Genomic DNA, 26,989 nt, shown 5'->3' with positions numbered 1-26,989 from the left:
GATACAGTTTGCCGCGGCCCATGAAAACCGAATTGTTGTACATCCGCATTGCTACGGCGCTGGAGCAGCAGATCCGGCGCGGGGTGCTGGGTCCGGGAGACCGGCTGCCCTCGTTGCGGGCGGTGCGGCAGCTCCACGGGGTAAGCCTGAACACGGCCAAGCAAGCTTACCTGGAGCTGGAGCGGCGCTGGCTTATTGAAGCCCGCCCGCAATCCGGGTTTTACGTGCGGCGCAGTGCGCTACGGCCGCTGGCCCTGCCGGCGCCCAGCGCCCCGCCGCCACGGGCCGCGCCCGAGCCGGTGGAAGCCTTGATAACCCGCCTGTACCAAACGCTGGAAGACCCGTCGCTTACCCAGCTGTCGATGGCGGTGCCGGATGCCGCGCTGCTGCCCGTGGCCCAGCTGCGGAAGTGCGTGGCCACGGCGCTACGCACGGTGCCGGCCGGGGGCACGGGCTACGACGCGCTAGCCGGCAGCGAGCGGCTGCGCCACCAGGTAGCCCACCGGGCCTGTGCCTGGGGCGGCACGCTGCAGCCCGACGACCTGGTAATCACGGCCGGGGCCATGAGCGCGCTGAGCTTTAGCCTGCAGGCCGTCGCGCAGCCCGGCGACGTTGTAGCCGTGGAAAGCCCGGTCTACGTGTGGGCCCTGCAGCTGATCCGCAGCCTAGGCCTGCAGGCGCTGGAGCTGCCCACGCACCCGGTCACGGGCATCGACCTGGACGCGCTGCGGCAGGCCTTGCCCCGGATTCAGGCGTGCTTGCTCGTGCCCACCTTCAGCAACCCCACGGACAGCTGCATGCCCGACGCCCACAAGCGGGCCGTGGTGCAGCTGCTGGCCAGCCGCCAGATCCCCCTCATTGAGGACGACGTGTACGGCGACCTGCACTACGACAACCGCCGCCCCCGCCCATGCAAGGCCTTTGACGAGCAGGGGCTGGTGCTCTGGTGCAGCTCCGTGTCCAAAACGCTGGCCCCGGGCTACCGGGTGGGCTGGGTCGCACCGGGGCGGTTCAAAGAGCAGGTAATGCGCCGCAAGCTGCTGCAGGCCCTCGCGGTGCCGGCGCTCAACCAGGAAGCCATTGCTGAATTACTGGATCGAGGCCGCTACGAGCAGCACGTGCGCCACCTGCGTCGGACGCTGCAGGCCAACAGCGAGGCGTGCCAAGAGGCCATTGCGGCTTACTTTCCGCCGACCACCCGCGTGACCCGCCCCACGGGCGGGTTTACCCTCTGGGCCGAGGTGGACGCCCGCGTCGATACCCAGCGGCTGTTTGACGCGGCCCTGCGCCAGCGCATCAGCATCGCGCCGGGGCGGCTGTTCACCCAGCACGACCAATTCAACAACTGCCTGCGCCTGAGCTACGGCCTGCCGTGGAATACGGCCGTTGAAGAGCAGCTGCGGGTGGTGGGGCACCTGATTCATAAACTGGGGGCAGGTGCCTGACGCCGTCGGTTGAGCGGTTGGCCGATCAGGGCAGGAGTGCCGCGCGGCAAGGGGATAGGCATACACCAACCCGGCAGCTGCGCCGAAAGCCGGGTGAAGAAGTCATCCAGGATTAAAAAGCTGTCATGCTAAACTTGGCGGCCCGAGCTTCCGGGATAAGCGCTGAGCCACGCAACCCCACCGATAATTTTTCCTCCCTTCTCCACCTTCTCATCTTCTCTTCCTTTCTTCGTGCAAAAACTCGCAGGAAAAATCGCCCTTGTAACGGGCGGCAACAGCGGCATCGGTTTGGCCACCGCGCAACTCTTCGCCCAGGAAGGCGCCCAGGTCATCATCACCGGCCGCGACCAGGCCACTCTCGACAGCGCCGCGCAGACCATCGGCGCCGGCGCGCTGGCCGTGCGCGCCGATGTCGGCCGCCTGGCCGATCTCGACGCGCTCTTTGCCACCGTGCAGGCTCAATTCGGCCGCATCGACGTGCTTTTCGTCAACGCCGGCATATTCATGGGCGCCTCTTTGGAAGCCAGCACCGAAGCCTTGTTCGACGAAACGTTCGACGTCAACGTCAAAGGTGCCTTCTTCACCATCCAGAAAGCCGGGTCGCTCTTGCTCGAGGGCGCCTCGGTGGTCATCAATGCCTCTACCCTCATCCACGCCGGCATGCCGGGCGCCGCGCTCTACGCCGCCTCCAAGGCCGCCGTGCGCCAGCTGGCCCGCAACCTGGCCAACGAGCTGGCTCCGCGTGGCATCCGCGTCAACGCCATCAGCCCGGGCTACACCCGCACGGCCATCGTGGGCCGCGCCGGCTACGACTCCGACCAAGTGGAGGGCTTCTATGCCCACACTTCGGGCGAAGTGCCGTTGCGCCGCCCGGCTCGGCCCGAGGAAATCGCCAAGGCCGTGCTCTTCCTGGCCTCCGACGACGCGAGCTACGTGGTGGGCGAGGAACTGCTCGTCGACGGCGGTTACGCCAACGTGGGCGCGGCCGGCGTACTGCGCGGGTAGCGGTCATTGACGCCGGCCGACCAGCCAGTCGTGGCTTAATCCCGTGGAGTGCTGCTGGGTGCAGCGGCGACAAGCGGGCTGCTTAGCACCCGCACCATGCCATCCGGCGGCACCTGAGCCTTGGCGGCAAGGTTGACTTCACTTCTTCAGCGCCTCAGGATGGCGGCAATTTTCGTCCTGACTCACTTGCTCCAAGCTAGGGCTGTTTGCGCATGGCTTTTGCCGACCAGTTTTCAACTTCTTTCCGGCCCGGCCGCTTCGTAGCCAAGCTGTTTTTTTCTGGCTGACCAGTTGGACTGCGGCTACGGCCCGCTACTACCTGCTGGCCAAGGCAATGCCGCAGGGCTACGTGTTCGGCCATTTGACTGGCATGCCGCTCTACCACTGGCAGCACCCGTTGAGCTACATTCTGCTTACGTGTTTCTGCTACGGCCTCATCGCGGCCGTGCTGGCCCGGCACTTCGCGGGCTTGTCACGCCGAAGCCGGGTTCTCTGGACGGGTATCACTGCCCTGCTTACCGTGGTGGCCAGTTCGCCTATGGGCGGCATGCTTTGGCACTACCACGATATGCAAGCCGGTTATTTCCCGTCCTTTTGGCGCAGCAGGATGGTCGAATACGGGGTGAGTTGGGGCTTGGCGGCGGGTTGGGCCATCGTCGGCCTGTCGGTGCCTTACAACGTGCTTGGGCTGTTGGTTTGCTACTGGCTGACTTCGTGGGGGAGCCGGTGGTTTCACCCGCCGCAGTCAGTGGTGTGAAGCGGACCCGGTAGAACGGCACAGTAGCCCGAAGAGTGACCGAGGACAATCAAAAGGGCGCCGGAAACGGGAGCAGGGCAGGGGTCACATATATATGTGGTTGTTGTCCATATATACTTTTTTTAAAAAAACCGTTTTGCCTTCACCATGATAACACGCTCCTTTTCGGTGCTGGCGAACTTGCTGCTCACCGCACAACTAACCGCTGCGCAAAGCACCGCGTGGCTTTCGCTCTCCCCGCCGCCTGGCCAAAGCTCCTCATTGGTTGCGCACCCGATAAGCGGCCACATGCTGATGAGCACGTACGCAGACGGATTGTTTCGCAGCACTGATGCTGGAAGCTCGTGGCAGCAGGTGTACTTCACCAGTACAAATTCGTCCTTTTACAGCTTGGCCGTGCGCTCCGACGGCGCCCTTTTTGCCGGCGGGGTGGGCGCGGTATTCCGCTCCACGGACGGGGGAAATACCTGGAGCAGGTCAACGGTCTCGGGTGGCCAGGTGGTCAGCAGCATCGTATTCGACGGTGCCGGCAATCTGTACGTAGGAACCCAAGCGGTAGGAAGCAGCGCGCTGCTGCCTTCGAATCGGACGGGCGCCGGCGTGTTCCGTTCCGCCGACGATGGCCAGACCTGGTCGGCGTTCAATGCAGGGTTGGCGGGCACCACCGGGTGCGTGGGCCGTTTGCACATGAGCGAAAGCGGGCAGCTGTTTGCCGGCCTCCACGACGAAGGCCAGACCGATAATGGCGGCATTTTCGCGTGGGAACAGGCGTCCGGCACCTGGCGCCTGCTGCCCCTCCACCAGAACCTCGGCGGCGCCAGCGGCTCGCTGCACACGGTGAAGGTGCGGTACGTTCACGCTTTGGCCCTGCACAATGCCGTGCTGCACGTTGCCCTGGAAGGCGTTGCCAACCAGCAGGTGTACCGGCTGATGATGAAAAGCACTAACACCCCGTACTGGGAACGAGAATTTATGGTAGCCGAGCAGCCCATGTTCTCCGAGCAACCTTACCCATACAGCTTGTTTGTCGCCAAGCCGGCATCCGGCGGCTCCGTGCTCATTGGACACATGTCCTCCAGCATGGCCGCTCCCGCCGGGGTGTACCGCCTACGCAGCGGGGCCTGGCAAAAAGACACCGGCCCCGTGGAGGCAGGGCGGCCGCTGCAGTTCGCCCAGTCGGCTTCAGGCCAACTCTTTGCGCTGGAACACATCACCCAAAAGTTTTTTCGCACCGAGCTGATCAACGCGGTGCGTCCGGACTACGAAGCCCGTTATGCCGTGCAGTTGTTCCCCAACCCCGCCCGCTCCGAAACAACGCTTTCTTATACCTTGCCCCTGGCGGCCGAAGTTCGCGTTCAGGTCACGGACGCGCTCGGCCGGATGGTGCTCGACGGCGCGCCGCGGCGGCAGCCCGCCGGGGAGCACCGCTACAGCTGGCAGGCCCTAAACGCGCACGCCGGCTTGTACCTGGTCAAGCTCTGGATCGGAGCCACATGCATCACCAAACGCTTGGTTGGGAATTGAAAACCCGGTGCCGGCTGCGGACCGGCAGGTTTAGACTCCCCGTCGTTGTGCCCGGCCCAAGCCCGCTTTGTTTGCGCACCATCCCCCACGTGGAAGCTATAGCCCGCCCGGCCGGTAGCTGAACCCACACGCTCCCGTACCCTTGGCCTACTGCCCATTGCCTTATGCTCCCGTTGCCCGCTGCTGACACCCCGATACGCGCCGTTATCTTTGACCTGGACGGCACCCTGGCTGATACCCTCCCCCTGTGCATTGCGGCCTTTCGCCTTGCCATCGAGCCCGCCGCGGGGCGTGTCCTCTCCGAGGCCGAGATTATCGCCACTTTTGGTCCTTCCGAGGAAGGAACCATCCAGGCCCTGGCGCCGGACCACTACCCGGAGTGCCTGGCTGCTTACCTGCGGCACTACGAACGCCTGCACGAGCACTGCCCCGCCCCGTTCCCGGGCATCCCGGCGCTCTTGCAAGCCCTCCGCGACCAAGGACTGCGCCTGGGGCTGGTGACGGGCAAAGGCGCGGAAAGTACGCGCCTCTCGTTGCGGCATTTCGGCCTGGAAGAAGCGTTTGACGCGCTGGAAACAGGCTCCCCCTTGGGCGGGCGCAAGCGGGAGGCACTGCAGCACCTGCTGACGCAATGGGGGCTGGCGCCGCAGGAGGCGGTCTACATCGGCGACTCGCCGAGCGACATCACCGATTCCCAGGCGGTGGGCATCCCGGTGGTGGCCGCCGCCTGGGCCGCTACGGCCGACGCCGCTGCCTTGCAGGCTTTGTGTCCCGACGCCGTGGCGGACTCCCTCGACGGCTTGCGCGCCTGGCTCTGGCCCCGGCTGCTGCCGCCCCCCGACGCGGACCGCCGCCCGACCGATTGGCTGGCTATTGCCCAGCGGCTGCAAGCCTTGGCCCAGGCCGGCCTGGCGTATGCGCTGTCGGTCTACGACACCGAGCGCTACGAGGAGCTACACGCCTTAAGTCTGCAAATGATGGCGGGCCTGACCGGGGAGCCCGTGTCCCGGCTGAGCACGTTGTTCGCGGGCGAGACGGGCTACCCAACGCCCAAAGTGGACATCCGGGCCGTGCTGTTCCGCGGCGCCGACGAAATCCTGCTGGTGCGGGAAAAGGTAGACGGCGGCCGTTGGTCGCTGCCCGGCGGCTGGGCCGACGTGGGCTACACGCCCTTCGAAGTTGCTGTAAAGGAGGTGCGGGAGGAAACCGGCCTGGAAGCCGAGGCCGTGCGCTTGCTGGCCTTATTCGACAAAAAGAAACACCCGCACCCGCCGGAGCCTTGGTATGTGTACAAGGCCTTCATTCTGTGCCGGCCGGTGGGCGGGGCCTTACGGGCCGATACCGCCGAAACAACGGGCGCACGCTGGGTAAGTCGCACGGAACTGCCGCACCTGGCCTTGTCCATGGATCGGGTAACGCACTCGCAGTTGGAACTGATGTGGGCATTCGCTCACCAGCCGGCCCTGCCTACACTCTGCGATTAAGTGGCTCCTACACGGAGCCATCGGAGTAAGGGGCGGGCACCTTCTTTTCCCGAACCTTGGTTGCTGGCGGGTGACGCGGCAGAGGCAGACGCGGGGAAGGTTCACGGGCTTATCCGTGAATCGCCTGGTATCAACTGCTCTGCTCCTTTGCCCAGGCCTATTGCTGATTGACGTGCTGCAGCCGCGTCAGCAATTCGGTGTCCAATACGGCAATATTTTTCACCGCAAATCCGGGGAGTGGGAGCGAGCCGGAAACGATGCGCACGTGGCTGCCTTTAAGCTCGGCGCTACGGTAGCAGAGTCGTGGTAGTGAGCCAGAGCATACAAGGTGTCTGCCCCAACACGCCGTAGTTGCTCACCTGGCAAGCCCGGTCAGCGGGTTAGGTATGTGTCTTTAGCGCACTCCAGGCCTAAGTATCTGCACCCTAAGCGGCAAATACACTTCTTTTCTTCAGTTCTTCGCTGTGCTACCAGATTCCACTTTTACCTTCAACATACCCGGGCTTCGCAACTCCGGTCCCGACCACTGGCAGAGCCAGTGGGAAGCGCAGTCCCCGACGGAGTTCAGCCGCATCGAACAAGACAACTGGCAGGCCCCGGACTGCACCCAGTGGACGGCCACCATTGAAACGCAGCTGGCGGCTTTCGATACAGCCCGGGTGGTCCTGACCGGGCACAGCGTGGGCTGCGCAGCCATCGTCCAGTGGTATGCCCGCTACCGCCGTACGTTGCGTGGCGCCCTGCTCGTGGCTCCGAGCGATGTAGACCACCCAGCCTATCCACCTTACATCACCGGCTTTTCGCCTTTGTTTCTGGCCCCCTTGCCTTTCCCCAGCATCGTAGTGGCCAGTTCCAACGACCACGTGGTGGCGCTTGACCGCGCGCGGTATTTTGCCGCCTGCTGGGGTAGCCAGTTCGTGGAGCTGCCCTTGGCCGGCCATATCGAAGGCAAGTCGGGCTTCGGTGCCTGGCCTGAGGGCTTACAACTCGTGCGCTCCTTGGCTGGCTAAATCAGCAAAAACGACCGTCCCGAAGTCTTCGCTGCTGTTTGGCTTAGCGGTCCGCTTTTCCATCCTGCGCCCGAACGAAGCGAGCGTATGTATCCAAAAGCCTCAGAATCAGCTCAAGCAAGAGCCTGGGCGGCCTGCCCTCCCGGGAAAATGTGGCCATTCGGGGAAAGACCATGCTGGCGGCGAGCAGGGCGCGGTAAGTACTCGTGAGCATCCGTTTGGCGCAGGGGGCATGCACTTGCGCCGCATCCACCCGCTCGCGACGCGTACATACGCCCCAGCACGCATGGCTAAACCAGCCCGTAGTACAAGCATCAGGGGCCGACGGCGCCTTCAAGTCCGGTGCCAACTGGCTGCGTTCCTTTGCTACTGGGTCGCGGTGTGCGGCGTGGCATGATGCTAGGTCCCCAAATCATGTGGTTGTGCCAGGTAGACCAGGTCTCTACTTTTGTTGAGCCCCGTCGCGGCCAGCGCCACGCGGGTGCCGGCTTTACTATAGTCGGGAGATAAGCGGGATGACTCGTTGGGTGCGCGATGCGCGCTGGTTGTGGTTGTTCAGTAGCTGCTGGCTGCTGTACACCGGCTCGGCTGCCGGGCAAAGCACCTTTGCCGTCGCGGCTCCCGGCGGCGCTGCGCCTCATCAAACTCAGCTCCACTCGGCCACTCCCGACTGGGTACCGGGGCTGCGAACCCAGGCCGTGGCGCCGCCCCAGCCGGCGGGCCACCGCAGCCGCCTGGCTGCCCTGAAAGACAGCTTGAAACAGCTGCAGCAGCACTGCACCGGCCCCGCCGCCGGTCCGCTGCGCCCTACGGCAGCCCAGCCCCCGCAACTGCTCAGCGGTTTCTTCGGGTTTGACCTGCCGGGGGTGCCTAACGACGACGACTTAGCCGTATCCGACGCCGGCCAGGTCGTGAGCGTGATGAACGGGCGCGTGGCCGTGCACGGCGAAAACGGCACCCTGCTGCGGGTACAGAGCCTGGGCGCGTTTGCCGGCGCCCCAGGCGCCATCGGCTTTGACCCGCACGTGCTGTTCGACCCCCTTTCCCAACGCTTCCTTGTGGTGTTCCTGACCGGACGCGTGGCCAGCCAGAGCCGCATCCACGTCGTGGTGTCGGCCACGCCCGACGCGTTGGGCTCTTGGCACGCCTACCAGCTCAGCGGCAATCCGCTCAACGACGGCACCTGGACCGATTACCCCGGTATCGCGCTGACGCAGGACGAGCTCTTCATCACCGGCAACACCTTCACCGACGGCTCGGTGAACAACACGGGCTTTCGGCAGTCCACCATCTGGCAGCTCAACAAGCAGCGGCTAGTGAGCGGGCAGCCGCTGCAAGCGTCCGACACGCGCTACTACCACACCATCACCCACAACGGGCAGCCCGTGTTCTGTAAGCTTCCCCGTCTGGTAGGCCAGTGAAAAGTAGAGGTCAGGCGGCTTGCCGGAACTCGGTCGGGGTCATAAAATTGAGCGCTTGGTGCGGGCGCAGGTGGTTGTAATCGTACTGCCACAAGCGGCAGTGCTCGCGTACTTGCTGCAAGGTAGCAAAGAGGTACCCGTTGAGCAGTTCGCGGCGGAACGAGCCGTTGAAGCGTTCCACGTAGGCGTTCTGCGTCGGGCTGGCCGGTTGAATCTACTGTAGCCCGATGCCCTGCATATGGCACCAGTCCTGCAGGGCCTGGCTGATGAGTTCCGGGCCATTGTCGACGCGCAAGCGCTGCGGCGGGCCGTGGCGCTCGACCAGTTGCGCCAGCAGGCGCACGACGCGGGCGGCGGGCAAGGAGAAGTCCACCTCGATGCCGAGCACCTCGCGGTTCCAGTCCTCGAGGACGTTCAGGGTGCGGAAGCGGCGGCCGTCGGTCAAGGCGTCGCTCATGAAGTCCAGCGACCAGCACTGGTTGGGCCCCTGCGGCACGGCCAACGGCTGCTTGACCCGTTCGGGCAAGCGGCGCTTCTTACGCCGCCGGCTCAGTTGCAGGTGCCGGGCCTGGTAGAGGCGCCACAGGCGCTTGTGGTTGACCCGCAGGCCGTCTTTGCGCAGGCGGTGGTGGTACTTCCAGAAACCCCAGCCGGGCTGGCGTTTGACCAGCGCCAGCAAAGCATCCACGACCACGGCGTCAGCCGCTTGCCGGGCGCCTTCGTCGCCCCGGCCGGGCGGCGTGGCGTAGCTCTGGCGGGCCAGGCCCATCAGGGCGCAGGCCCGGCGGCGGCTCAGCCCGTGGGCTACCGCTTGCTGGGCCACGGCCCGCCGCTCGGCTGGGGCCCCTACATTTTTCGCAGCACCTCCTTGACCACTTGGTTTTCCAGGCTCAGGTCCGCCACCAGCTGCTTGAGGCGGCGGTTTTCCTCCTCCAGGTGCTTCAAACGCTGCAATTCGGTCAACTCCAGGCCACCGTACTTGCTTTTCCACTGGTAGAACGTGGGCTCGCTGATGCCGTGTTCGCGGCAGATCTGGGCCACGGTCTGGCCCTGGCCTTGCTGGCGCAGGATGCCGATGATTTGCGCTTCGCTAAAGCGGCTCTTTTTCATGGGACAGTAGGGAAAGGATGGGAAAAGATACCCCCTTCCTCTACTTTTCACTGGCCTACCCCAAGGGGAAGCCTACATCGTCAGCTGGCTGGCGCAACGAAGTTGCGGGGCAGCTTAGCGCTAGCGTTTTTCTCATCGGAGGGGGATTAGCCTTGGCGCCGAGGTCATTGGCCGTCGGAAGCCAAGGGGAGGGGGTGGGCGCGTTTCATTGTGCGCGTGAATACCACGGCGTCGAAGACCCGGCTCCAAGTGCGCTCTTCCGCGCCGTAGCCGAGCGGACGCATGCTGAATGGCTGCGCCGACCAGGTATCGGGCTTGAGTCCGCGAAAAAGAACCATGGCGTGGTTCAGCCCCGCGTCGGCGCAGTTTTTCTCGAAGCTGGCCTCCGCCGCCGGCAGCAGCGGCGTGGCCTTCGGCTGAACCACGGTACCCCACTCGCCCTCATGGGCGGTGAAGGCAATGGAAAACATTTGCTGGCCCAAACGGGGGCCCAATACGTCGGCCATGACCCGGACTTGGTCGGAAGGACGCCGCGACGCGTGCCGGCGAGCAGCGTGGAAATTAGCTGTCCAAATAATGATTTTCTGGCCGGGGTAGCGCTGGCGAACCAGCCATTCGACGTTTTCGGCCAGCAACGAATCGCGCAGGGCAGTTGTTAGCCGGCGCTCCATGCTGAGGGCGCCGCGCTGGCTGAGCATAGCCGGCAAGTAGCTGCGCGTGTTGGTCCAAAACTGCCGCCAATAAGCCGCTTGCGGGCCCCGAACCGCCGCCAATCCCTGAATCTTGCGGTCCAGCGTCGTTTGAAAGGCGCTTTGCTGCTGGCGCAGGTAAGCCTGGGTCTCGGCGGGCAGCGGTCCAAACTGAGTGCCGTAGTTGGACTGGCTCACAAGCAAAGCGTAATACTTTTCGAATTGGTTTGTTTCAGCGGAGTCCTGAAAGGCAATTTTGTTCTGCTGCAAAAACCCGCGAAACGCCGGCAGCAGGTCCTGGCTGGCAAACAGCCCCCCGTCGCGGCAATCGAAGCCGGTCACGCGCAGCGGACGCTTGGTGAGGGCTTGGCTGACGAGGTAACGCCACAGCGCCTGGCACTCCTGGGCTTGCCCCCACAGCGGCAGTGTAGCCCGCGGCAAGGCTGCCGCGCCGTTGCCGGCCAAGGCCTGTTCCCAGGCCCGGTCGGCGGTGTACATGCCGCTTTCGAAGGCCAGCACCGAGAAGCCCATGTGTTCGTGCAGGTAGCGCACCAAGCGGGTCTTGGCCTCGAAGCTGGTGCCGTCGCCGTGGGTAGGCTCGCCCAACAGCACCACTTTAGCCGAACCAATAGCCGCCTTGAGTTTGTGGAGGTCGCGTAGGTCGGTGCTGCCTAAGTTGTCGTCAAGGCGGAGCGCGTGCTCTTGAAGCCAGGTCACCGGGGTGGTCTGAGCCAGAGTGGGCGTAACACCCGCGGCCCACAACAACGGGACAAGTACCCGCATAAGGAGAGATTTTCTATGCATGAGTGCTGGTCGTAGGCGCCTCAAAATAATGGACCTCCCAAGGTAACTGGTCGACGCGACGGGTTGCACGCGACGAAATTTTCCCGCTTGAGCAGTAGTGCACCTGCTTGCATGCGTTTCCGGCTCAGTTCAGCTCCCCTGGGACGCGCTTTGGGCGCGTAGAAGGCTAAAAGCAGCTTAGCGCTTACTGGTTATTCCAGAGTGTTTAGAACAAGCTACCAACCAAATCCACAAGAGCTTAGCGCCTACATTCATTCTTTGAGAACAACACATTTAAGAGGTGTTAAACCGTTAGACCATAGTAGTTAAGAACTCAAAAAAGCCGCCGAATATGCCCCACAAGCTGTATTATTGCCTGATGATAAACGGGAAGGCCCCACGTTATCTGGAAGCGGGCAATGCTCGGCAGCAGTTGGCCTTTGAAGTACTGCAGGTTCTCAGGCTGTGGGCTAGGCTAGCTGATTTTGACCCGGTACTGGCAGGTACCATCCCCTTGGCCATTGACACGCCTGAGAGCGACCTGGACGTGCTTTGCGAAGTGGTACTAGCTGAGCAACCGCACTTTTGCCAGCTGCTGAAGAGTTACTACGGCCACTTGCCCGATTTTCGTTTGAGGCGTGCTGTTGTTGGCGACGAAGACTCGATTATTAGCAACTTCCGCTACGAGGGCTTCGAAATCGAAGTGTTTGACCAAGCAATACCAACGTCGCAGCAGTTGGGGTTTCGCCACTTGCTCATCGACCACGTCCTGTTGCAAGCCGGTAGAGAAGCATGGCGGCGGGCGGTGCAACAACTCAAAGAGCGGGTACCAAAAACTGAACCGGCATTTGCGCTCCTATTGCAGTTGTCAGGCAATCCTTACGAAACGTTGCTGACCCTGGAGGGTAAGCCTCCGGCCGAGTTGCGCGCATACCTGTCCCAAGTGCCGTTGCCTAAGGCCGATAACACGACAAATTAATCCAGGTAACGAGGAAGTGGTCAAATGCTGCTTACGAGACAAGTTGACGATGACTTTTAAGGCCGAGGTGTGCTGGCCGCCCACGCCAACGAGGCGCATTAAAGGGCAGCAGGCGAACCAGCCTTGCCGAGGTCCTCAACTCCACCGTGCACCAGCTGTGCGCCTCGGTCGCTTATCAGCGGTGCATCGTATGGGTGTTCAACTCGTCATTGAGGAGTGAATGGCCCGGCCAACCCTTGGAGTACTGACAAAACAGCGTACTCACTCCCTAGGGCATGATACCCAAACAAGTCTCGCCAAAGCCTTAAATTTTTTCAAATGGAGGGTCTTACTACTTCAGTTGACAGTGCTTTCCTCATGGAAACCTTGATGGGTACGCACGAAAGTACTTTCGATGATTTCAAAGATGCATTGTGGCAATTATGCGATGATATTGCGGCTAAGGAAGTAAGTTCCTCTTCTGAGGAAATCCGGGGTACTCTAACACAGATTAGAAGCTTGGTTCGACAGTCGCCGCTCCTACAACGGGCACAAGATTGGCCAAGGGGCTATCAGGGCGACTTCGAGACCATCAACTACATCATCGAAGCCCACAACAGAGCCAAACCTGGTACAGCAGCGTATGCCATCGAGCAGGTGTTCTTGGATTCTCCCATTTGCCAACAACACCGCAACAAAGTAGCTCAGCAAGCTCGACTAATTCGGACTGTAGTTAACCAGCAAGATGACGCCACCATTTTATCTATAGGCTGCGGAACATCGGAGGACTTGGTTCAGTGCTTGGACGTGCTTCAACACAAACAATGTAGCGTATCCCTAATGGACATCGACAAGGACGCGCTGGCATTTTCCGCTTGTCGGTTGTCGGCTGTTGCAGGGCAACTCACCCTGATAGAAGGCAACATCTATAAGAAGGCTCTCTCCTTACGAGAATCGTATGACTTAATTCTAATTGGTGGGGTGTTTGATTATGTTAGTGATAAGTATATTGTCTCTATCCTCAAAACATTGCAGCATCGGCTTAAGCCAGGAGGAAAATTATTTTTCACGAATATTTCCAAAAACAATCCCTTTCGCATCCCAATGGAATACCTCAGTAACTGGTTTTTGCTTGAAAGAAACACTGAAGAGATCAAAGACTTGCTTCAGAAAAGCCTTGCCATACCTTGTGAAATCTACTTAAGCGTTGATGACAGTGGCCTTACGCATTTAGTTACCGTCCAACGGAGGGCATCTAATTTATAATATTAAGTCCCATTTTCTGATATCATATCTCTTTTTTAGGCGGTGGCCTAAAGGGTGGTTTTTCCGTATATGGCCATGACGAGCATAATGGCAAATTCACGCATTATTAGACCGTCTATATATATTGGTTGCAAGTGACTGCTTCCCAGCCAGTGCCAAGGGCGGGCGACGTACAGTCTGGCATGCGAAGCGCACGCAAAAAACTCACCAATCGGCACCGCGTGGCACATCGAAGGTGCCGTTGGTAATGGTAACCGTGGTGGTGGTGAGCGCACACCCGGGGCAGCCCTGCCGCTTCAGTAAAGTGCCTGAAAAAGTACCTTGCACCCGGCCACCAACTGGATCGTAGCGGGTGACCTGCACGGTCAGCAGGGAATTAGGGGAGTAGCTGTAGTAGTAACCGGTGTTGGCAGTGGAAGAGCCAAAATTCATGATGATGCCGGAGCCGGTATCGCGGGCGGTGTAAGTACCTACGCCGACGCCCGGAAACGCCAGTTCGGCCGTGTGGTGAGGAACGGGTCCGGTGGAGGCGCCAAGGTCTAAGTCTGATATCCGCTGGCCTCCGTTGCCGGGTTTGTTAATAAGTGTGGCGCTTGGGAAAGTGGCATCCCGCAGTTCCACGCGCTGGTTGGTGTAGCCGTCGCCGTTGATGGTGAAGCCCATGATGACCCGACCCAACGGGGACACATTGCACAGGCGCACGTCGGTCGTCGGGCCGTTCTGGCCGTTGGCCGGGAAAGCAAGGCTCTGGCTGACGGGTGTACCATTTTCCGGAAAAAACTGCAACTGAGCGCTCGTGCCCGCCGGTCCATACACCCGAAAGCGCCCATCATTTGTGGTAAAGGAGTAAAGCACTTCCCCCGCCGGCGATACCACGCGGCCGCTGCCTTTGGCGGGCTGATTATTGCAGTCGAGCAGGCGGCCGGCTACGGCTGGCAAGCAGGGAACAAGAGTACCCAAATTGTAAATTGCGCCAGTGGGCGTGGGCGGTACCAGTCGGCTGAAGCCCGTATTGAGCGTCGCAAAGCTGCTGCGTACGGCAACCTGAACATCGGCCGGCGCAAGGCCTGAAAAGCGGCCCTCGTCGTTGGTAATTACCTGGGTTTCGCCCACAAACAAACGGTAGCCCGGCACGGGGTTGCCGGCGCAGTCTTTGATGGTGCCCTGTACCAAGATGCACGGCGCATCCGTGTCCAGGTTCCAGGCTGAAAAGTGGCTTACCCGGCCCGTGTATGTGCCGCCGGCCAGCGAGGCACTGCCCTCCGGCTTCCATAGCCGGACTTCTTCATCGAAGTGCCAGAGCGGAACAACGGCTGGCCCGCCCGGGCGCACGGCGGGAAAGCGCAGCTGGGCCGTCTTTCCCGGCTGCAGCTGCAACGCCTGCCCGTTGCCTTCCAGCTCCACGCGCACCACGCCGTAGGTTGTTAATATCCGGTCGGCGCCGGCGTTGTCGACGGCCAGAAAATCGCCGCCGGGCATGAGCTGAGTAATCTGCGCATCATCGGGGCGAACGTAGCGCACGTACGCCTGTACGGAACCCGTGTAGGCTGCTCCAGCCTGGGTCTGGAAGCCGTTGGCGGGCAGTTCCACCTGAGCTCCGCCAGCGGTGCTCACCACGCCCCCAGTGGCCGCCGCAAGCGTAGTGGGAGAGCCTTTGCTCATCAGCGTAACTTGGGCGCGGGTACCGGCGGCAAAAGGCTGCATGCCCACTACGGATTCGAAATAACCGTTTTTGAGCACGCGCACCACGCAACGTTTGGCCGGCACCTCGACATTGGCCATCCGAAAGCCGCCGTTGACGTCGGTCGTCACGGCCGTGCCCCCTACCAGCACCTCAGCACCGGCTACCGGGTGGGCCTGCTCATCCATCACCATGCCACTGACGGTGGTGGTTAGCACTGCTTCTTTAGGCTCATCATCAGAACGATCGTCCCGGTCTTTTTTACAACTGCTGACTCCTATGAGCATGGCTAGTAGCCCCCACCTTAGGTGTCGGCGAAAGGAGGAAGTCGGCGTCATGAGGATGGGAGAAAAGTGAGAGCAGCACCCCCAAGTTTGGAGACAAAACTTACGCAGTTGATTTTCACGGCTTGGGTGTGAGCGGATGAATGCACCAAAGATAGCGGCGTAGCACTACCGGGTTGGGCGCCTGAATTACTCGCTTGAGCTAATGCCTTCGTGGCCCGGACTCGGCAAAGCGCCGAGAGACTGTGGGGTTGCCGTTTCCCGAACACACTTTGTGGTTTCCTTGATATGTACCCGCAAAGCGTAAAAGCTGAGTACCAGCAAAAGCAGTTTGGTCTTCTTTGAATACCCGACAAGACGGGGTATCCAAGCTGTTTTGACTTCGCGAATGAAAGTCGGTTCTTCGGCAGCAAGCAACCGCCTGGTGTCTCGGCCCATCTGTAGTCACCATTTCGGGCCCAACGGCTCCGCCGATCTGTTGCTATGTTTCTTCGCGTACTGCTGTTGTTGCTGATTTCTTTGCCAAGCCTGCCAGCCCTGGCCCAATCCGGTACCCAAGGCCCCGTACCGGCCCAAGCAGCAGTAAACATCAACCGACGGCAGCTGGAGGCCACGCGCCTGAGCACGGAGGCTGTCAAGCTTGACGGCAATCTCGACGAGCCGGCCTGGCGCGAGGCCCAGATTGCGACGGGCTTTATTCAGAACAGCCCGAATCCCGGCCCGCGCGAAACGCACCCTACCGAGGTGCGAATTCTCTACGACGCGGCCCTGTACGTGGGTGCCATTATGCACGACGTTTCCCTGGACTCTATCCCGCGGGAGCTCACCCAGCGCGACAACTTTGGCAACTCCGACTTTTTCGGCATACTGCTCGACACTTATCATGATAAGCTCAACGGTTACGGCTTCTTCGTGACGCCGGCCGGGGTGCAGCTCGACGCCCGCTACTCGCCGGCCGGCGGCGAAGACTGGGCCTGGAACGCCGTGTGGGAAAGCCGTACCGCCCTGCAAGGCACCGATTGGGTGGCTGAAATGCGCATTCCCTACTCGGCCATTCGCTTCAGTAGCCAGGCCGAGCAAGTGTGGGGGCTGCAATTAATGCGCAACCGCCGAAGCACGCGCTAGGACTTTTTCTGGAACGAAGTAAAGCCGGAGGTCGATGGCTTCGTGAATCAATGGGGCCTGCTCACCGGAATCCGCAACATCAAGGCTCCGCTTCGCCTATCGCTGGCGCCCTACATCTCGGGCTACGTGAATCATTATCCTTACAACGAGCAAGGAAAACGCAACGCCACCACCAGCTTCAACGGCGGGGCCGACGTGAAGTACGGCATCAACGAGAGCTTCACCCTCGATGCCACGCTGGTGCCCGACTTTGGACAGGTCATCAGCGACAATCAGGTGCTGAACCTGTCGCCCTTTGAGGTGCAATTCAACGAGAACCGGCAGTTCTTTACCGAGGGCACCGAGCTCTTCAACAAGGGCAATCTTTTCTACTCCCACTGGGTGGGTGCCATGCTGCTGGGTTTTGGGCGGGTCGAAAGCCAGCTGCGCAAGGGCACGACGGAATCTGATGGTCGTCGACCGGGCGAGTTTATTGCCCGCAACCCGGACATGACGCGCCTGCTGAACGCCACCAAGATTTCGGGCCGCACCAGCAAGGGCCTGGGCCTGGGTTTGTTCAACGCCTTGTCCAACAACGTGTACGCCATGGTGCAGGACAGCGCCACCGGCACGCAGCGTCAGGTGCTGACCCAGCCGTTTTCCAACTACAACATCTTCGTGCTGGACCAGTCGCTGAAGAACAACTCGTTCGTGTCGCTCATCAACACCAACATCACCCGCGCGGGCGCCACCTACGACGCCAACGTGACGGGGGGCTGCTTCGCTTCGCCAACAAGAAGAACTCGTATGCCGTGGATGGCAGCCTGGTGTACTCACACCGACGCGGTCAACGGTTTGGAAGGAGAAGGCCGTAGACGATCAGGACGGCTTCAGGTATCAGGTAGGCGTGGGCAAGATCGGCGGTAACTTTCTGTGGTGACTCCGGCAGGGCATCGAGTCCGATTCGTACAACATTAACGATCTGGGCATTCAGTTCGGCAACAACTTTATCTCGCAGGTAGCAGAGTTTAACTACAACTGCTACAAGCCGTTCGGCAAGTTCAACTGCCTTTTCAGTTACCTGTACATCGAAAACCGTTACCCCTACCGCCCCACGCTGTACCAAAGCCAAGGCTATTACCACGGCGCTAATACCACAATTACCAAGAAATTCCTGACGGTGGGCTACAACCTAGATTATGTGTTCTACAGCAACGACTACTTTGAGCCGCGGGTCACGTTGATGGGCAAGTACTTCGTGCGGGTGCCGGCCAACGGCGTAGTGAATGGTTTCTTGTCGAGCGACTACCGCAAGAAGCTGGCGCTCGATCTGGAAACGGGCTACCGGGCTTTTGCCCGCGACGGCTACCGGACCGGCCGTTTTGTTTACATCATCACCCTAAGTCCCCGTTGGCGTGTCAATAACCAGCTTAATTTCCGCTACAGCCTGGATTGGAACCTGCGGCGCCGCCAGATAGGCTACGCCGGCAACCTAACGGACGCGGAGGTGCGCGGCTTTAGCCACCTGGAGGACATGAAAGCCGCTGGCGACCCGTTGCTGGGTCGCCGCGACGTGACCACGGTAACCAATACGCTGACCGCCAACTATGCCTTTAACAACCGCATGACCTTTACCATGTGCACCCGGCACTACGTCAGCCATGTCGATTACGACCAATTCATCCAGCTGCGGCTGGGCGGGCACGAGGAAACGATTGCTTTCCGAGGCAGCCGCGACACGACCTTCAATGCCTTCAACATCGACGCGATGTACGAGTGGCGGTTTGCGCCTGGCTCGCAGGTGAGCATTGTGTGGAAGAACGCCGGCGCTACTTTCCTGCAGGCCGAAAAGCTACCCCGCAGTACTTCGACAACCTCAGCAGTACCATCAACACGCCGCACAACAACTCGCTGTCGGTGCGCGTGCTGTACTTCCTCGATTACGCGGATCTGAAGCGCCGGCGGCGTAGCTAGCCCGCAAAGAGCAGCATCGGTTTCCCGCTATGAAACGCCGCATGGGTCACCTACCGTTGGTAGTCGGCAAGTCGGCAAGTATGCTTAAGCTATGGCCTGCTACACGGGCGCATTGGGCTGTTGCATGCGGCTACCGCTCCCAGTGCCGCGCCGTGGCAACAAGGCACACCGGCTCACTTCAGGACTATATACCTAGTGCGGCTCCAGTGGAACAGGCCGAGCGGATCTACCTCATTCCTGCCGGAGGTCACCATGCCAAGGCAGGCAGGAACTTCGCCGCTCGGTTTACTGTTTCGGCCAGCCAAGTACAAACTACCTGGCATTTTGCATCTGCGTATGATGATTTCTCTCCTCCAGCGAGGTCTGCTTGGCCTCTTTATCCTGCTAAGTCCCCAAGTCGTTGCTCACTGGGGTGTGGGAGCTGCTCCGGCGCCGCCTTCTTCGCTGGGGTTAGAGTTTATTGCTAATCATAATCAATGGCCTGCGGCCGTTCGCTACGCCGCTCCGTTGAAGCAAGGCCGTATGTTTTTGGAAACGCGGGGCTGGACCTACGCCCTGGCGGAGCCTGTGGACCCCCACCGGGCCAGCGGGGCGCACCAAGCAGAACCGTTGCGTGCTCACGCCGTGCGGATGGAATTCGTCGAAGCTCGCCCCAGCGTCCAGTTGCAGGCGCTGGCAGCCACAGGCGAGGTACGCAACTACCTGCTCGGCAACGATGCCCGAGCCTGGGCGGCGGGTGTCGACAGCTACCGCCAGTTGCGCTACCGGGGGCTGTGGCCGGGCATCGACGCGCACCTCTACGAAAACCAGCAGGGGCTGCTCGAGTACGACTTTGAGGTGGCGGCCGGGGCCGATGTCGGTCGTATCCGGCAGCGCTACACCGGTGCCGATGAGCTGCACCTGCTGCCCGACGGCGGGCTGGAACTGCGCACCTCGGTGGGCCGCATCACGGAGCTTCGGCCGCAAGCCTGGCAGCTCGACGCGCACGGGCGGCGCGAGCCCGTGAGTTGCCGCTACGTGCTGCGCGGGCAGGAGGTAAGCTTTCGGCTGGGTGCCTACGACCCTCGGCGGCCGCTGACCATCGACCCGACGGTGGTGTTTTCGACCTTCGCCGGTTCAACGGCCGACAACTGGGGCTTCACGGCCACGTACGACCAGCAGGGCAACATGTACTCCGGTGGCATCGTGTTTGGCCTGGGCTACCCGGCCTCCCCGGGCGCCTACAGCACCAGCTTTAGCGGTAACATTGACATTGCCCTCATCAAGTACAACACCACAGCTACCGGGCCGGCTTCCCGCGTTTGGGCTACCTATTTGGGCGGCAGCAGCGGCGACTTCCCGCAGAGCTTGGTGGTGAACAGCCAAGGCGAATTGATTATCCTCGGCACCACGGGCTCCTTGAACTACCCCACCACGGGCGACGCTTTCAGCCGTAGTTTCAACGGCGGCAATCAGGTCAATCCGTACTCCGGCGTGAACGACCCGGTATTCACCCTCGCCCAGGGCACCGACCTTATCATCACCCGCCTGAGCGCCAACGGCTCGGTGCTGCGCGGCTTAACTTTTCTGGGCGGCTCGAGCAACGAAGGCCTGCTGACCTACACCAACATGACGGGCGCCGAGCTGATCCGCAACTACGGCGACCAGTTCCGCGGCGACGTGCTGGTGGACCCGGCCGACAACATCTATATCGCCTCCAACACTACCTCGCCCAACTTCCCGACCCGCAACAATTTTCAAACGGCTCGCGGCGGCGGCATCGACGCGGTGGTTTGCAAGCTCACCCCCAACCTCGACAACCTGGTGTGGAGCAGCTACTTGGGCGGCGGCCAGCCCGACGCAGCCTATTCCTTGCAACTTGACGCAAGCGGGCGGCTGTTCGTGTGCGGGGGCACCACCAGCCTGAACTTTCCCGTCACCAGTGGTGCCCTGCAAAACGCCCACAGCGGTTTACTCGACGGCTTTTTGGTTCGCATCAGCGCCAGCGGGGGCACCCTGGAGCGCTCCACGTTTGTGGGCACTCCGCAGGCCGACCAAGCTTACTTCGTACAGCTCGACGGTAGCGGCGCGCCTTACCTGCTGGGCCAGACGCTGGGTGATTACCCGACCACGCCGGGCCGGTACATCAATACGAATAGCCGGCAGTTTATTCACAAGCTGAACGCTGACCTAACAACTACCGACTTTGCCACCGTGTTTGGATCCGGCCGAGGCACTATTGACATCTCGCCTACCGCTTTTCTGGTTGACCAGTGCGGACGAATCTACGTTAGCGGCTGGGGCGGGGGGCAAAACACCGCCTTTGGCAACGGCGTGCTGGCCAACATGCCCTTGGCCGGGGCCTCGGTGCAAACGACCACCGACGGCAGCGACTTTTACCTGCTGCAACTCTCGGCCGACGCTACCCGCCTCGAATACGCCACCTATTTTGGCGGCGGCGGCGGCGACCACGTCGACGGCGGTACCGCGCGCTTCGACCGGCGTGGCTTCGTGTACCAAGCGGTGTGCGGGGGGTGCGGCGGCTCGTCCAGCTTCCCCTTCCCGGCCGGGGCCGGTAGCTATTCCACCACCAACCCGAGTACGAACTGCAACAACGCCGCCTTTAAATTTGACTTTGAACCCGAACGGGCGGTGGTCGGCCCCAACCGGGAGGTATGCCGCACGGCGCCACCGCTGGCCCTGGGCGGCTCGCCGGCCGGCGGGGTTTGGACAGGGCTGGGGGTGAGCAGCTCGCCCCAAGCCGGCTACGTCTTCACGCCGGCCGCTCTCCCGCTGGGCCCGGTGACGCTCTCGTACACCGTAACCAACAACACCTGCATTAGCCGGTCGCAGCTGGAATTGACCGTCGTGGCGCCTCCCACGGCAACCTTTCAGCCGCTGCCGCAGGACAATTATTGCATTGGCTCGACCGCTGTGGCGCTGACCGCCACGCCGGCGGGGGGGACGTTCTCCGGGCCGGGCGTTACCAACAATACCTTCAACCCCTCGATGGCCGGACCAGGCACGCACACGTTGCGGTACGTGTACACCTTGGGCGGATGTAGCGCTTCGGCCACGCAAACGGTTTCGGTGATTGGCGCCGCCGCCGGACCGGATTTAGCGCTTTGTACGCCCACCGCTGCGGTACCGCTGGTTGGTACGCCTGCCGGCGGCGTCTGGAGCGGTCAGTACGTGGTGGGCAACGCCCCAACAGGCTATTTCTTTGCCCCGCCAGTCGGGGCAGCGGGCCGGGTTGCCCTCTCCTACACCCTCACGGCACCCAGCGGCTGCACCAGCAGCAGCACTCGCCAAGTGACCCTGACGCCGAAACCAGTGGTAGGTCTTCCCTCCGCAACGCAGTTCTGCGTGGGGTCCACCACGGCGTTGGCTTTGCCGGGCAATGCTTCCTGGAGCGGTCCGGGCGTGCTTGGCCTCCCCGCCACGGGCTTCACTTTCACCCCTAACGTAGCGGGGGTAGGCCAGCATACGCTCGCGTATACCAGCGTCAACGGAGACTGCGATTTCCGGGGCTCCATCACGATGACGGTGAACAGCCTCCCCTCCGTGGTCCTGCCCACTGACACAGCGCTGTGCCCGGGCTCCCGCCAGCCCTTCCGGCTGCGGGGCAGTCCGGCCGGGGGCACTTGGTCGGGGGCTAACGTAACCCCGGACGGGCTATTTACGCCCCCGGCCGGGTTCAGCGGCGCCGTAAGCTTGGTGTACTCCGTTCAAAACAACAGCTGCGTGGCGACGGCCAGCCGGCGGGTGTTCGTGGCCGCTCTCCCTGCAATGAACCCGTCCTGGACTGCCGATGGCTGCCCGCAAAACCGCGACGCGCCCTTGCTGATTCATTTTCGGAGCATTGGTGCCCCAAGCACCACGGCCGTGTGGGATTTCGGCGACGGCACCACGGCCACTGGGCAGGCGCCGGACCATGTCTACCAGCAACCGGGGCGCTACCAGCCGCGGTTAACGGTGTGGTATAACAACGGCCGCTGCCAATTCGTGACGCAGTTGTCTCCCGTTGAGGTCAATAGCGTGGCGCTGGTCCCGAACGTTGTCACGCCCAATGGAGACGACCGGAACGAAACATTCCGCGTGCCGGGAAGTTGTCCGCCGCGCCTCCAGGTGTTTTCCCGATGGGGGGCGAAGGTATACGAGTCAGCCAGCTACGCCAATGATTGGGGCGGCGGCAGCCAACCGGCTGGCTCTTACTACTACCTGCTCACTTACCCCGGCGGCCGTACGGTGAAGGGGTGGTTGGAAATTGTGCGCTGAATGCTCTCGCGTCAGGCTGACGATAGCATGGTGCGTGTTGAAGCAATAGAAGATCAGAGGGGGATGAGGGTACTTCCTCCGTGAGCCGGCCCAACCACTTGACACGACCACGCCAAAGGACGAAAGGGTGTTCCACCACATGCTTGATACAAGCAAAAGATGCACTTAGCGCAGCTCCCAGACCAGAGCAGTATAAGCCGGCATCATCGCCGTTTGCAGATCCGGCACCAGTGCGTCCGTCAGCACGTCTCGTGCCGAGGTGTAACCGCGCAGACGTTCGGCAAAGCGGCCGAGCGGCACTGTTTTGGCCGCTGGGTTGCAGTTCAGCATTACCAGCACCGTATGGCCCTGGTTGTCGTGGCGGAAGTAGGTGTACACCCCGTCTTCGGGCACGTAGTGCGTGAGTTGGCCGGTGTGCAGCACGGGATGAGTTTTGCGGTAGTTGGCCAGCCGGCGCACGTAGGCGTGCATATCCTTCTGGGCTGGGGTGCGCCCGGCCGCCATAAAGGCGTTCTGCCGGTCGCCGGGAAAACCGCCAGGGAAGTCTTCGCGCAGCAGGCCGTCGGGGCGGCTGAAGTTCTTCATGAGCACCTCCGTGCCGTAGTAAAGCTGCGGAATGCCGCGCTCGGTGAGCAGCCAGGCCAGGGCCATTTTCTGCTTGCGCACGTCCTCGCCTAGCACCGAGAACACCCGGTCCACGTCGTGGTTGTCGAGGAAGATGACGTTGCGGTTGGCGTCCTCGTACATCCAGTCGCCCTGCACGGCGTAGTAGAGTTTGGAGACGCCCTCGGCGAAACCGGCCGGCTTGGTCAGGCATTCGAGCAGGGCCTGGCGCAGGATGAAGTCGATGGCCCCGGGCAAATTGCTTTTGAAGCCGTTCACCGGTGGAAACACGTTGCGGGTCCAGAAAGCCTGCTGGGCCACGCCCTCGGCCTCCTGCATCCAAGTTTCGCCGAACATGCCCAGCTGCGGATATTCCTCCAGGATGGCCTGGCCCCACTGCATCAGAAACCCGGGGTCGGAGTAGGGATACGTGTCGATGCGGTAGCCGTCGATGCCGGTGTATTCCACCCACCACAGGAAATTCTGGATCAGGTAGGTGGCCACCAAGGGGTTTTCCTGGGCTGGGTCGGGCATGCTCGTGTCGAACCAGGTGGTGCTGAACAGCTGGCGGTCTGGCCCGGCCACGTGCGGGTCGTTCACGGTGCCGTTGCGGTAGTTACCCTTAGTGAAGGTGGGCCACTGGTGAAACCAGTCCTTGGCCGGCTGGTCAAGCCAGAGGTAATGGTAGCTGCCGATGTGATTGAGCACCACGTCGTGGATGACCTTCAGGCCCTGCGCGTGGGCACGCTCTACGAAGCGCACGTAGTCCTCGTTCGTGCCGTAGTGCGGGTCCACGGCGTAGTGGTCGGTGAGGGCGTAGCCGTGGTAGCTGGCTTTGGGCATGTTATTGTCGACCACCGGGGTGGGCCAGATGGCCGTCACGCCCAGCTCCTTGAGGTAGCCGAAGTGCTGCTCGATGCCCTTCAGGTCGCCGCCGTGGCGGGCGTACAACGAGTCACGGGCCACGCCGGGAGCGCGGTTGCCTTTCACCACGTCGTTGGTTGGGTCGCCGTTGGCGAAGCGGTCGGGCATGAGCAGGTAGATAAAGTCGGCAGAGGTGATGCCCTGCACCTTGCTTTTGTTGCCGGGCGTGGTGCGGGCCCGCAGCTCGTAGGCGTAGGTGGTCCGGCGCTTCCCCGCAAACGTCAGCCGCAGCTTGCCGGGCCGGGCCTCGGGACTGATCGTGAGGTTGACGAGCAGGTAGTTCGGGCTTTCCAGCCGTTGAAAGCCGTCGAGCGTGACGCCCGGGTAGGGGGCCAGTGTCACCTGGCTGGTGGCCAGGGCCGGCCCGTGCACCAGCAGCTGCAGCTTGGGGTTTTTCATGCCCACCCACCAGAAGGTCGGGTCGATGCGGCGGATAAACGGGTTGGCAGGCCCGGCGGCGCGGGCGGGGGCAGCCAGGCCGCTGCCCGCGAGGAGCAGCAGCGCAAAGAGCAGTTTGGCAATCGTCATGATAATGATGAACAGCGCGGCGCAAGCGGCCGATGAGTGAGAGCGTTATTGCACCCCGCTGCGGCAAGCCGGAGCCGTACCGATGCGGGTTCGCAAACCTCGCCTGCTGTTATTCGCGCCTCGCCCCACTTTTCAAAGCTGGGGCCTAGCCACAGTGTTAATTATGTAATTAATTGACAAGCATGTATTTGTAAATAAGTAAATACATTCCGTTTTTTCAAAGATGGTACTTCGGACGCTGTTGACATTGGTCAACAGGCGTCTTTCCAGGGGTAGCCCGGTTCGCCTATAAGCCAGCTCAGCCGGACGTCGTAGCTCCAGGAGCGGGCAGGCCTCAGCAATGTCAGCACGCCCTCCTCTCCCGGAAGGGAGGGTCAACCAGTGGCCCCCCAATACTGTCCGGCTGGCTTATTTCTCACGCAGCCCGCCAAAGAACTCACTCGGTGTCTGGTCAGTGTGCTTCTTGAAGGCGCGGTTGAAAGCGGTCTTAGAGTTAAACCCGACCTCCAAAGCCAGAGCCAGCAGCGTGTACTGCCGGGCTTGCGGAGCGGCCATGAGGTGCTTGACCTCGTCCACCCGATGGGCGTTGACGAAGTCGAAGAAGTTCTGGCCGAATCCATCGTTGATGATCTTGGACAGCACGTGCGGCGGCAGTTGCAGGCCGGCGGCCAGTTCGTGCACCGTCAGGCTGGGATTGAGGTAGGGCTTGCGCTGCCGCATGTAGTTGGCTACGGTGGCCTGCATAGCGGGCAGGTCGGGCATCTTCGGCGGGCGAGGCGGGCGCAGCGGGGCCGGTGCCGGCTCGGGCGCTTGGGCGGACTCGGCAGGTACCGGCTTCGGAACGGCGGGCGGCAGGGGAGTGGCGAGAGCTGGCACTAAGCGGAAGATTTCGGGCTGGTGCAGCACCACGTAACCTAGGAAATAGGGCAAAGTGGAAAAAGCCAACCAGAGCAGCGCCTGGGTGCGGGCGGCCAAGGTGTACACGTCGAAATCAACCCAGCGGCTGGCTCCTGCTACGGCAAACAGGAAGATCCACAGGCTTAGGCACACCCCTTGAATGCCCAGCACGGCGGACAGGTAGCTCAGGTTTTGGGCGTACGAGGCGTTGGCTTCGTACTGCCGGGTGTAGGCCCGGATGGCGCGGCGGCAGGCCAGCCAGTAGGCCGCGTTGGTCAGCAGCGCCACCAGGCCCGTGGCCAGGAGCAAGCCGCGCAGGCTGGTTTCGTGGCTGATGAGCCGCAGCTGAAACTCGTAGCTGTCGAGCAGGAAGTAGGGCAGGTAAGCCAGCAGCTGCAGCGCTACAGGCAGAAAATACTGCCAGCGGCGCCAGGACGGCGCTTCGTTGAACAGCAGCCGGCGGATGTAGCCGTAAAACAGCGGTCCGTAGAGAAACCAGATAAAATCTGGCACCAGGGTCAGCTGTGGATAAGCGTTGGCCACCGTCCGGTCGCTGCTGAGGACCGTGAGCAGGGTGGCGCCGGCACCTAGGCCCAGCAGCCACAGGAGCCAGCGGTTGGCCGCCCGGTTGGCCTGTTGAATGCTCGGAATGGCAATCAGCAGCAGCGCCGCCTGGAAGCACGAAAACAGCAGCAGCAGGTCGTAGAGCGAGTAGAACTGAAAAGTGCCGTTCAGGTCTTCCCAGCTTTGCACCCGCACTTCGATGGGGCTGGCCAGCGCCTGCCCGCGCGTGGCCACACGGTTGGCCCGCACCTGCCCGTGCCCGCTGCCCTCGATACTGGCCCAGGTTCCGCGTGACACTTTGTACTCGATTCGGGTCTGTGCCGTACGGATCGTAAGTTCCCACATCCCATTGGCCTGCCGCTGAAACCGGTAGCGGGCGTCAGCAGGCTGCCAGTGATTGAACGAGCCGACCAGGTAAAACGCCGCGTCGGCGGGCGTGTTGACGGGTAAGCCAGTTAGCATGAAGCGGTAGGCAGTCGGTGGCCGGAGGGTATCGGCGGCTACCGGCGTGCGTGACCCGGGTGGGCTTGCTCCACCTGCTGTCCAAGGGAAACCTGCCAGCAGGATGAAGAAAAAGGAAAAAAGAAGTCCGGTTCGGGCAAACACTTGAGGAGAATAGTAACAGCAAGGTAAGAGGCTCCTATGTTTGAGCCACTGCTTAAACTTAGGTTATTGGGCAACGAGCAGGAGCAAGATGGCAGAGCCTGGGGCCCTTGAGCCC

General features: G+C 61.8%; 17 protein-coding genes and 2 pseudogenes. 14 read left to right on the top strand and 5 right to left on the bottom strand.

The window, feature by feature from the left end; translation table 11 throughout:
* The first annotated feature begins 20 nt into the window (after window positions 1-20).
* The 7 genes from ACE191_RS21525 (at window position 21) to ACE191_RS21495 (ending at window position 8,646) form a co-directional block, all read left to right on the top strand.
* Window positions 21-1,445: a PLP-dependent aminotransferase family protein gene (locus ACE191_RS21525; RefSeq protein WP_400194320.1), complete on the top strand. Its 1,425-nt coding sequence runs from the start codon at window positions 21-23 to the stop codon at window positions 1,443-1,445.
* 231 nt (window positions 1,446-1,676) lie between these two features.
* Complete coding sequence (locus tag ACE191_RS21520; RefSeq protein ID WP_400194319.1) at window positions 1,677-2,450, top strand: glucose 1-dehydrogenase; 774 nt, start codon at window positions 1,677-1,679, stop codon at window positions 2,448-2,450.
* A 334-nt stretch (window positions 2,451-2,784) separates the two neighbouring features.
* Entirely contained in the window at window positions 2,785-3,207 is a 423-nt protein-coding gene (locus tag ACE191_RS21515) for a hypothetical protein (protein WP_400194318.1), read from the top strand.
* Window positions 3,208-3,354: 147 nt separating this feature from the next.
* A complete protein-coding gene (locus ACE191_RS21510; RefSeq protein WP_400194317.1) occupies window positions 3,355-4,731 on the top strand; it encodes a T9SS type A sorting domain-containing protein in 1,377 nt (458 codons plus the stop codon).
* A gap of 164 nt (window positions 4,732-4,895) precedes the next feature.
* Window positions 4,896-6,215: an NUDIX hydrolase N-terminal domain-containing protein gene (locus tag ACE191_RS21505; protein ID WP_400194316.1), complete on the top strand. Its 1,320-nt coding sequence runs from the start codon at window positions 4,896-4,898 to the stop codon at window positions 6,213-6,215.
* 464 nt (window positions 6,216-6,679) lie between these two features.
* Window positions 6,680-7,225, top strand: coding sequence for an RBBP9/YdeN family alpha/beta hydrolase (locus tag ACE191_RS21500; RefSeq protein ID WP_400194315.1), 546 nt, complete (start codon window positions 6,680-6,682; stop codon window positions 7,223-7,225).
* A gap of 515 nt (window positions 7,226-7,740) precedes the next feature.
* Window positions 7,741-8,646: a hypothetical protein gene (locus tag ACE191_RS21495; protein WP_400194314.1), complete on the top strand. Its 906-nt coding sequence runs from the start codon at window positions 7,741-7,743 to the stop codon at window positions 8,644-8,646.
* Window positions 8,647-8,656: 10 nt separating this feature from the next.
* On the opposite strand, the pseudogene ACE191_RS21490 reads toward ACE191_RS21495, so the two are convergent.
* Both ACE191_RS21490 and ACE191_RS21485 read right to left on the bottom strand, forming a co-directional pair.
* Window positions 8,657-9,756 (bottom strand): annotated as a pseudogene (locus ACE191_RS21490) (IS3 family transposase).
* A gap of 164 nt (window positions 9,757-9,920) precedes the next feature.
* Complete coding sequence (locus ACE191_RS21485) at window positions 9,921-11,162, bottom strand: erythromycin esterase family protein (RefSeq protein WP_400194313.1); 1,242 nt, start codon at window positions 11,160-11,162, stop codon at window positions 9,921-9,923.
* A gap of 418 nt (window positions 11,163-11,580) precedes the next feature.
* Between ACE191_RS21485 and ACE191_RS21480 the strand changes: the two genes are divergently transcribed.
* Both ACE191_RS21480 and ACE191_RS21475 read left to right on the top strand, forming a co-directional pair.
* Window positions 11,581-12,207 carry a DUF4269 domain-containing protein gene (locus ACE191_RS21480; RefSeq protein ID WP_400194312.1) on the top strand — a complete coding sequence of 209 codons (627 nt, stop codon included), beginning with the start codon at window positions 11,581-11,583 and terminating at the stop codon, window positions 12,205-12,207.
* Between the two features lie 357 nt (window positions 12,208-12,564).
* Entirely contained in the window at window positions 12,565-13,452 is an 888-nt protein-coding gene (locus tag ACE191_RS21475; protein WP_400194311.1) for an SAM-dependent methyltransferase, read from the top strand.
* Window positions 13,453-13,656: 204 nt separating this feature from the next.
* Here ACE191_RS21475 and ACE191_RS21470 read toward each other — a convergent pair whose 3' ends face one another.
* Entirely contained in the window at window positions 13,657-15,420 is a 1,764-nt protein-coding gene (locus ACE191_RS21470; RefSeq protein WP_400194310.1) for a carboxypeptidase-like regulatory domain-containing protein, read from the bottom strand.
* Between the two features lie 480 nt (window positions 15,421-15,900).
* Here ACE191_RS21470 and ACE191_RS21465 point away from each other — a divergent pair, with 480 nt between their 5' ends.
* The 5 genes and pseudogenes from ACE191_RS21465 (at window position 15,901) to ACE191_RS21445 (ending at window position 22,752) form a co-directional block, all read left to right on the top strand.
* Entirely contained in the window at window positions 15,901-16,542 is a 642-nt protein-coding gene (locus ACE191_RS21465; protein WP_400194309.1) for a carbohydrate binding family 9 domain-containing protein, read from the top strand.
* Window positions 16,543-16,584: 42 nt separating this feature from the next.
* Window positions 16,585-17,448, top strand: a complete 864-nt coding sequence (locus ACE191_RS21460; RefSeq protein WP_400194308.1) for a DUF5916 domain-containing protein — start codon at window positions 16,585-16,587, stop codon at window positions 17,446-17,448.
* A gap of 25 nt (window positions 17,449-17,473) precedes the next feature.
* Window positions 17,474-18,352 (top strand): annotated as a pseudogene (locus ACE191_RS21455) (DUF5916 domain-containing protein); the annotation flags it as partial.
* Window positions 18,298-18,495, top strand: a complete 198-nt coding sequence (locus ACE191_RS21450) for a DUF5916 domain-containing protein (RefSeq protein WP_400194307.1) — start codon at window positions 18,298-18,300, stop codon at window positions 18,493-18,495. The pseudogene ACE191_RS21455 and the gene ACE191_RS21450, both read left to right, overlap by 55 nt.
* 630 nt (window positions 18,496-19,125) lie before the next feature.
* Window positions 19,126-22,752, top strand: a complete 3,627-nt coding sequence (locus tag ACE191_RS21445) for a gliding motility-associated C-terminal domain-containing protein (RefSeq protein WP_400194306.1) — start codon at window positions 19,126-19,128, stop codon at window positions 22,750-22,752.
* Window positions 22,753-22,917: 165 nt separating this feature from the next.
* Here the strand turns inward: ACE191_RS21445 and ACE191_RS21440 are convergent, their stop codons facing one another.
* Both ACE191_RS21440 and ACE191_RS21435 read right to left on the bottom strand, forming a co-directional pair.
* Window positions 22,918-24,807: a glycoside hydrolase family 13 protein gene (locus ACE191_RS21440; protein WP_400194305.1), complete on the bottom strand. Its 1,890-nt coding sequence runs from the start codon at window positions 24,805-24,807 to the stop codon at window positions 22,918-22,920.
* A gap of 408 nt (window positions 24,808-25,215) precedes the next feature.
* Window positions 25,216-26,730 carry a helix-turn-helix domain-containing protein gene (locus tag ACE191_RS21435; RefSeq protein WP_400194304.1) on the bottom strand — a complete coding sequence of 505 codons (1,515 nt, stop codon included), beginning with the start codon at window positions 26,728-26,730 and terminating at the stop codon, window positions 25,216-25,218.
* Window positions 26,731-26,989 lie beyond the last annotated feature (259 nt).

The organism is Hymenobacter sp. B81 (assembly GCF_044628455.1).
In the GTDB taxonomy this organism is placed as follows: Bacteria; Bacteroidota; Bacteroidia; order Cytophagales; family Hymenobacteraceae; genus Solirubrum.
This window is presented reverse-complemented; position numbering and strand designations above follow the sequence as displayed.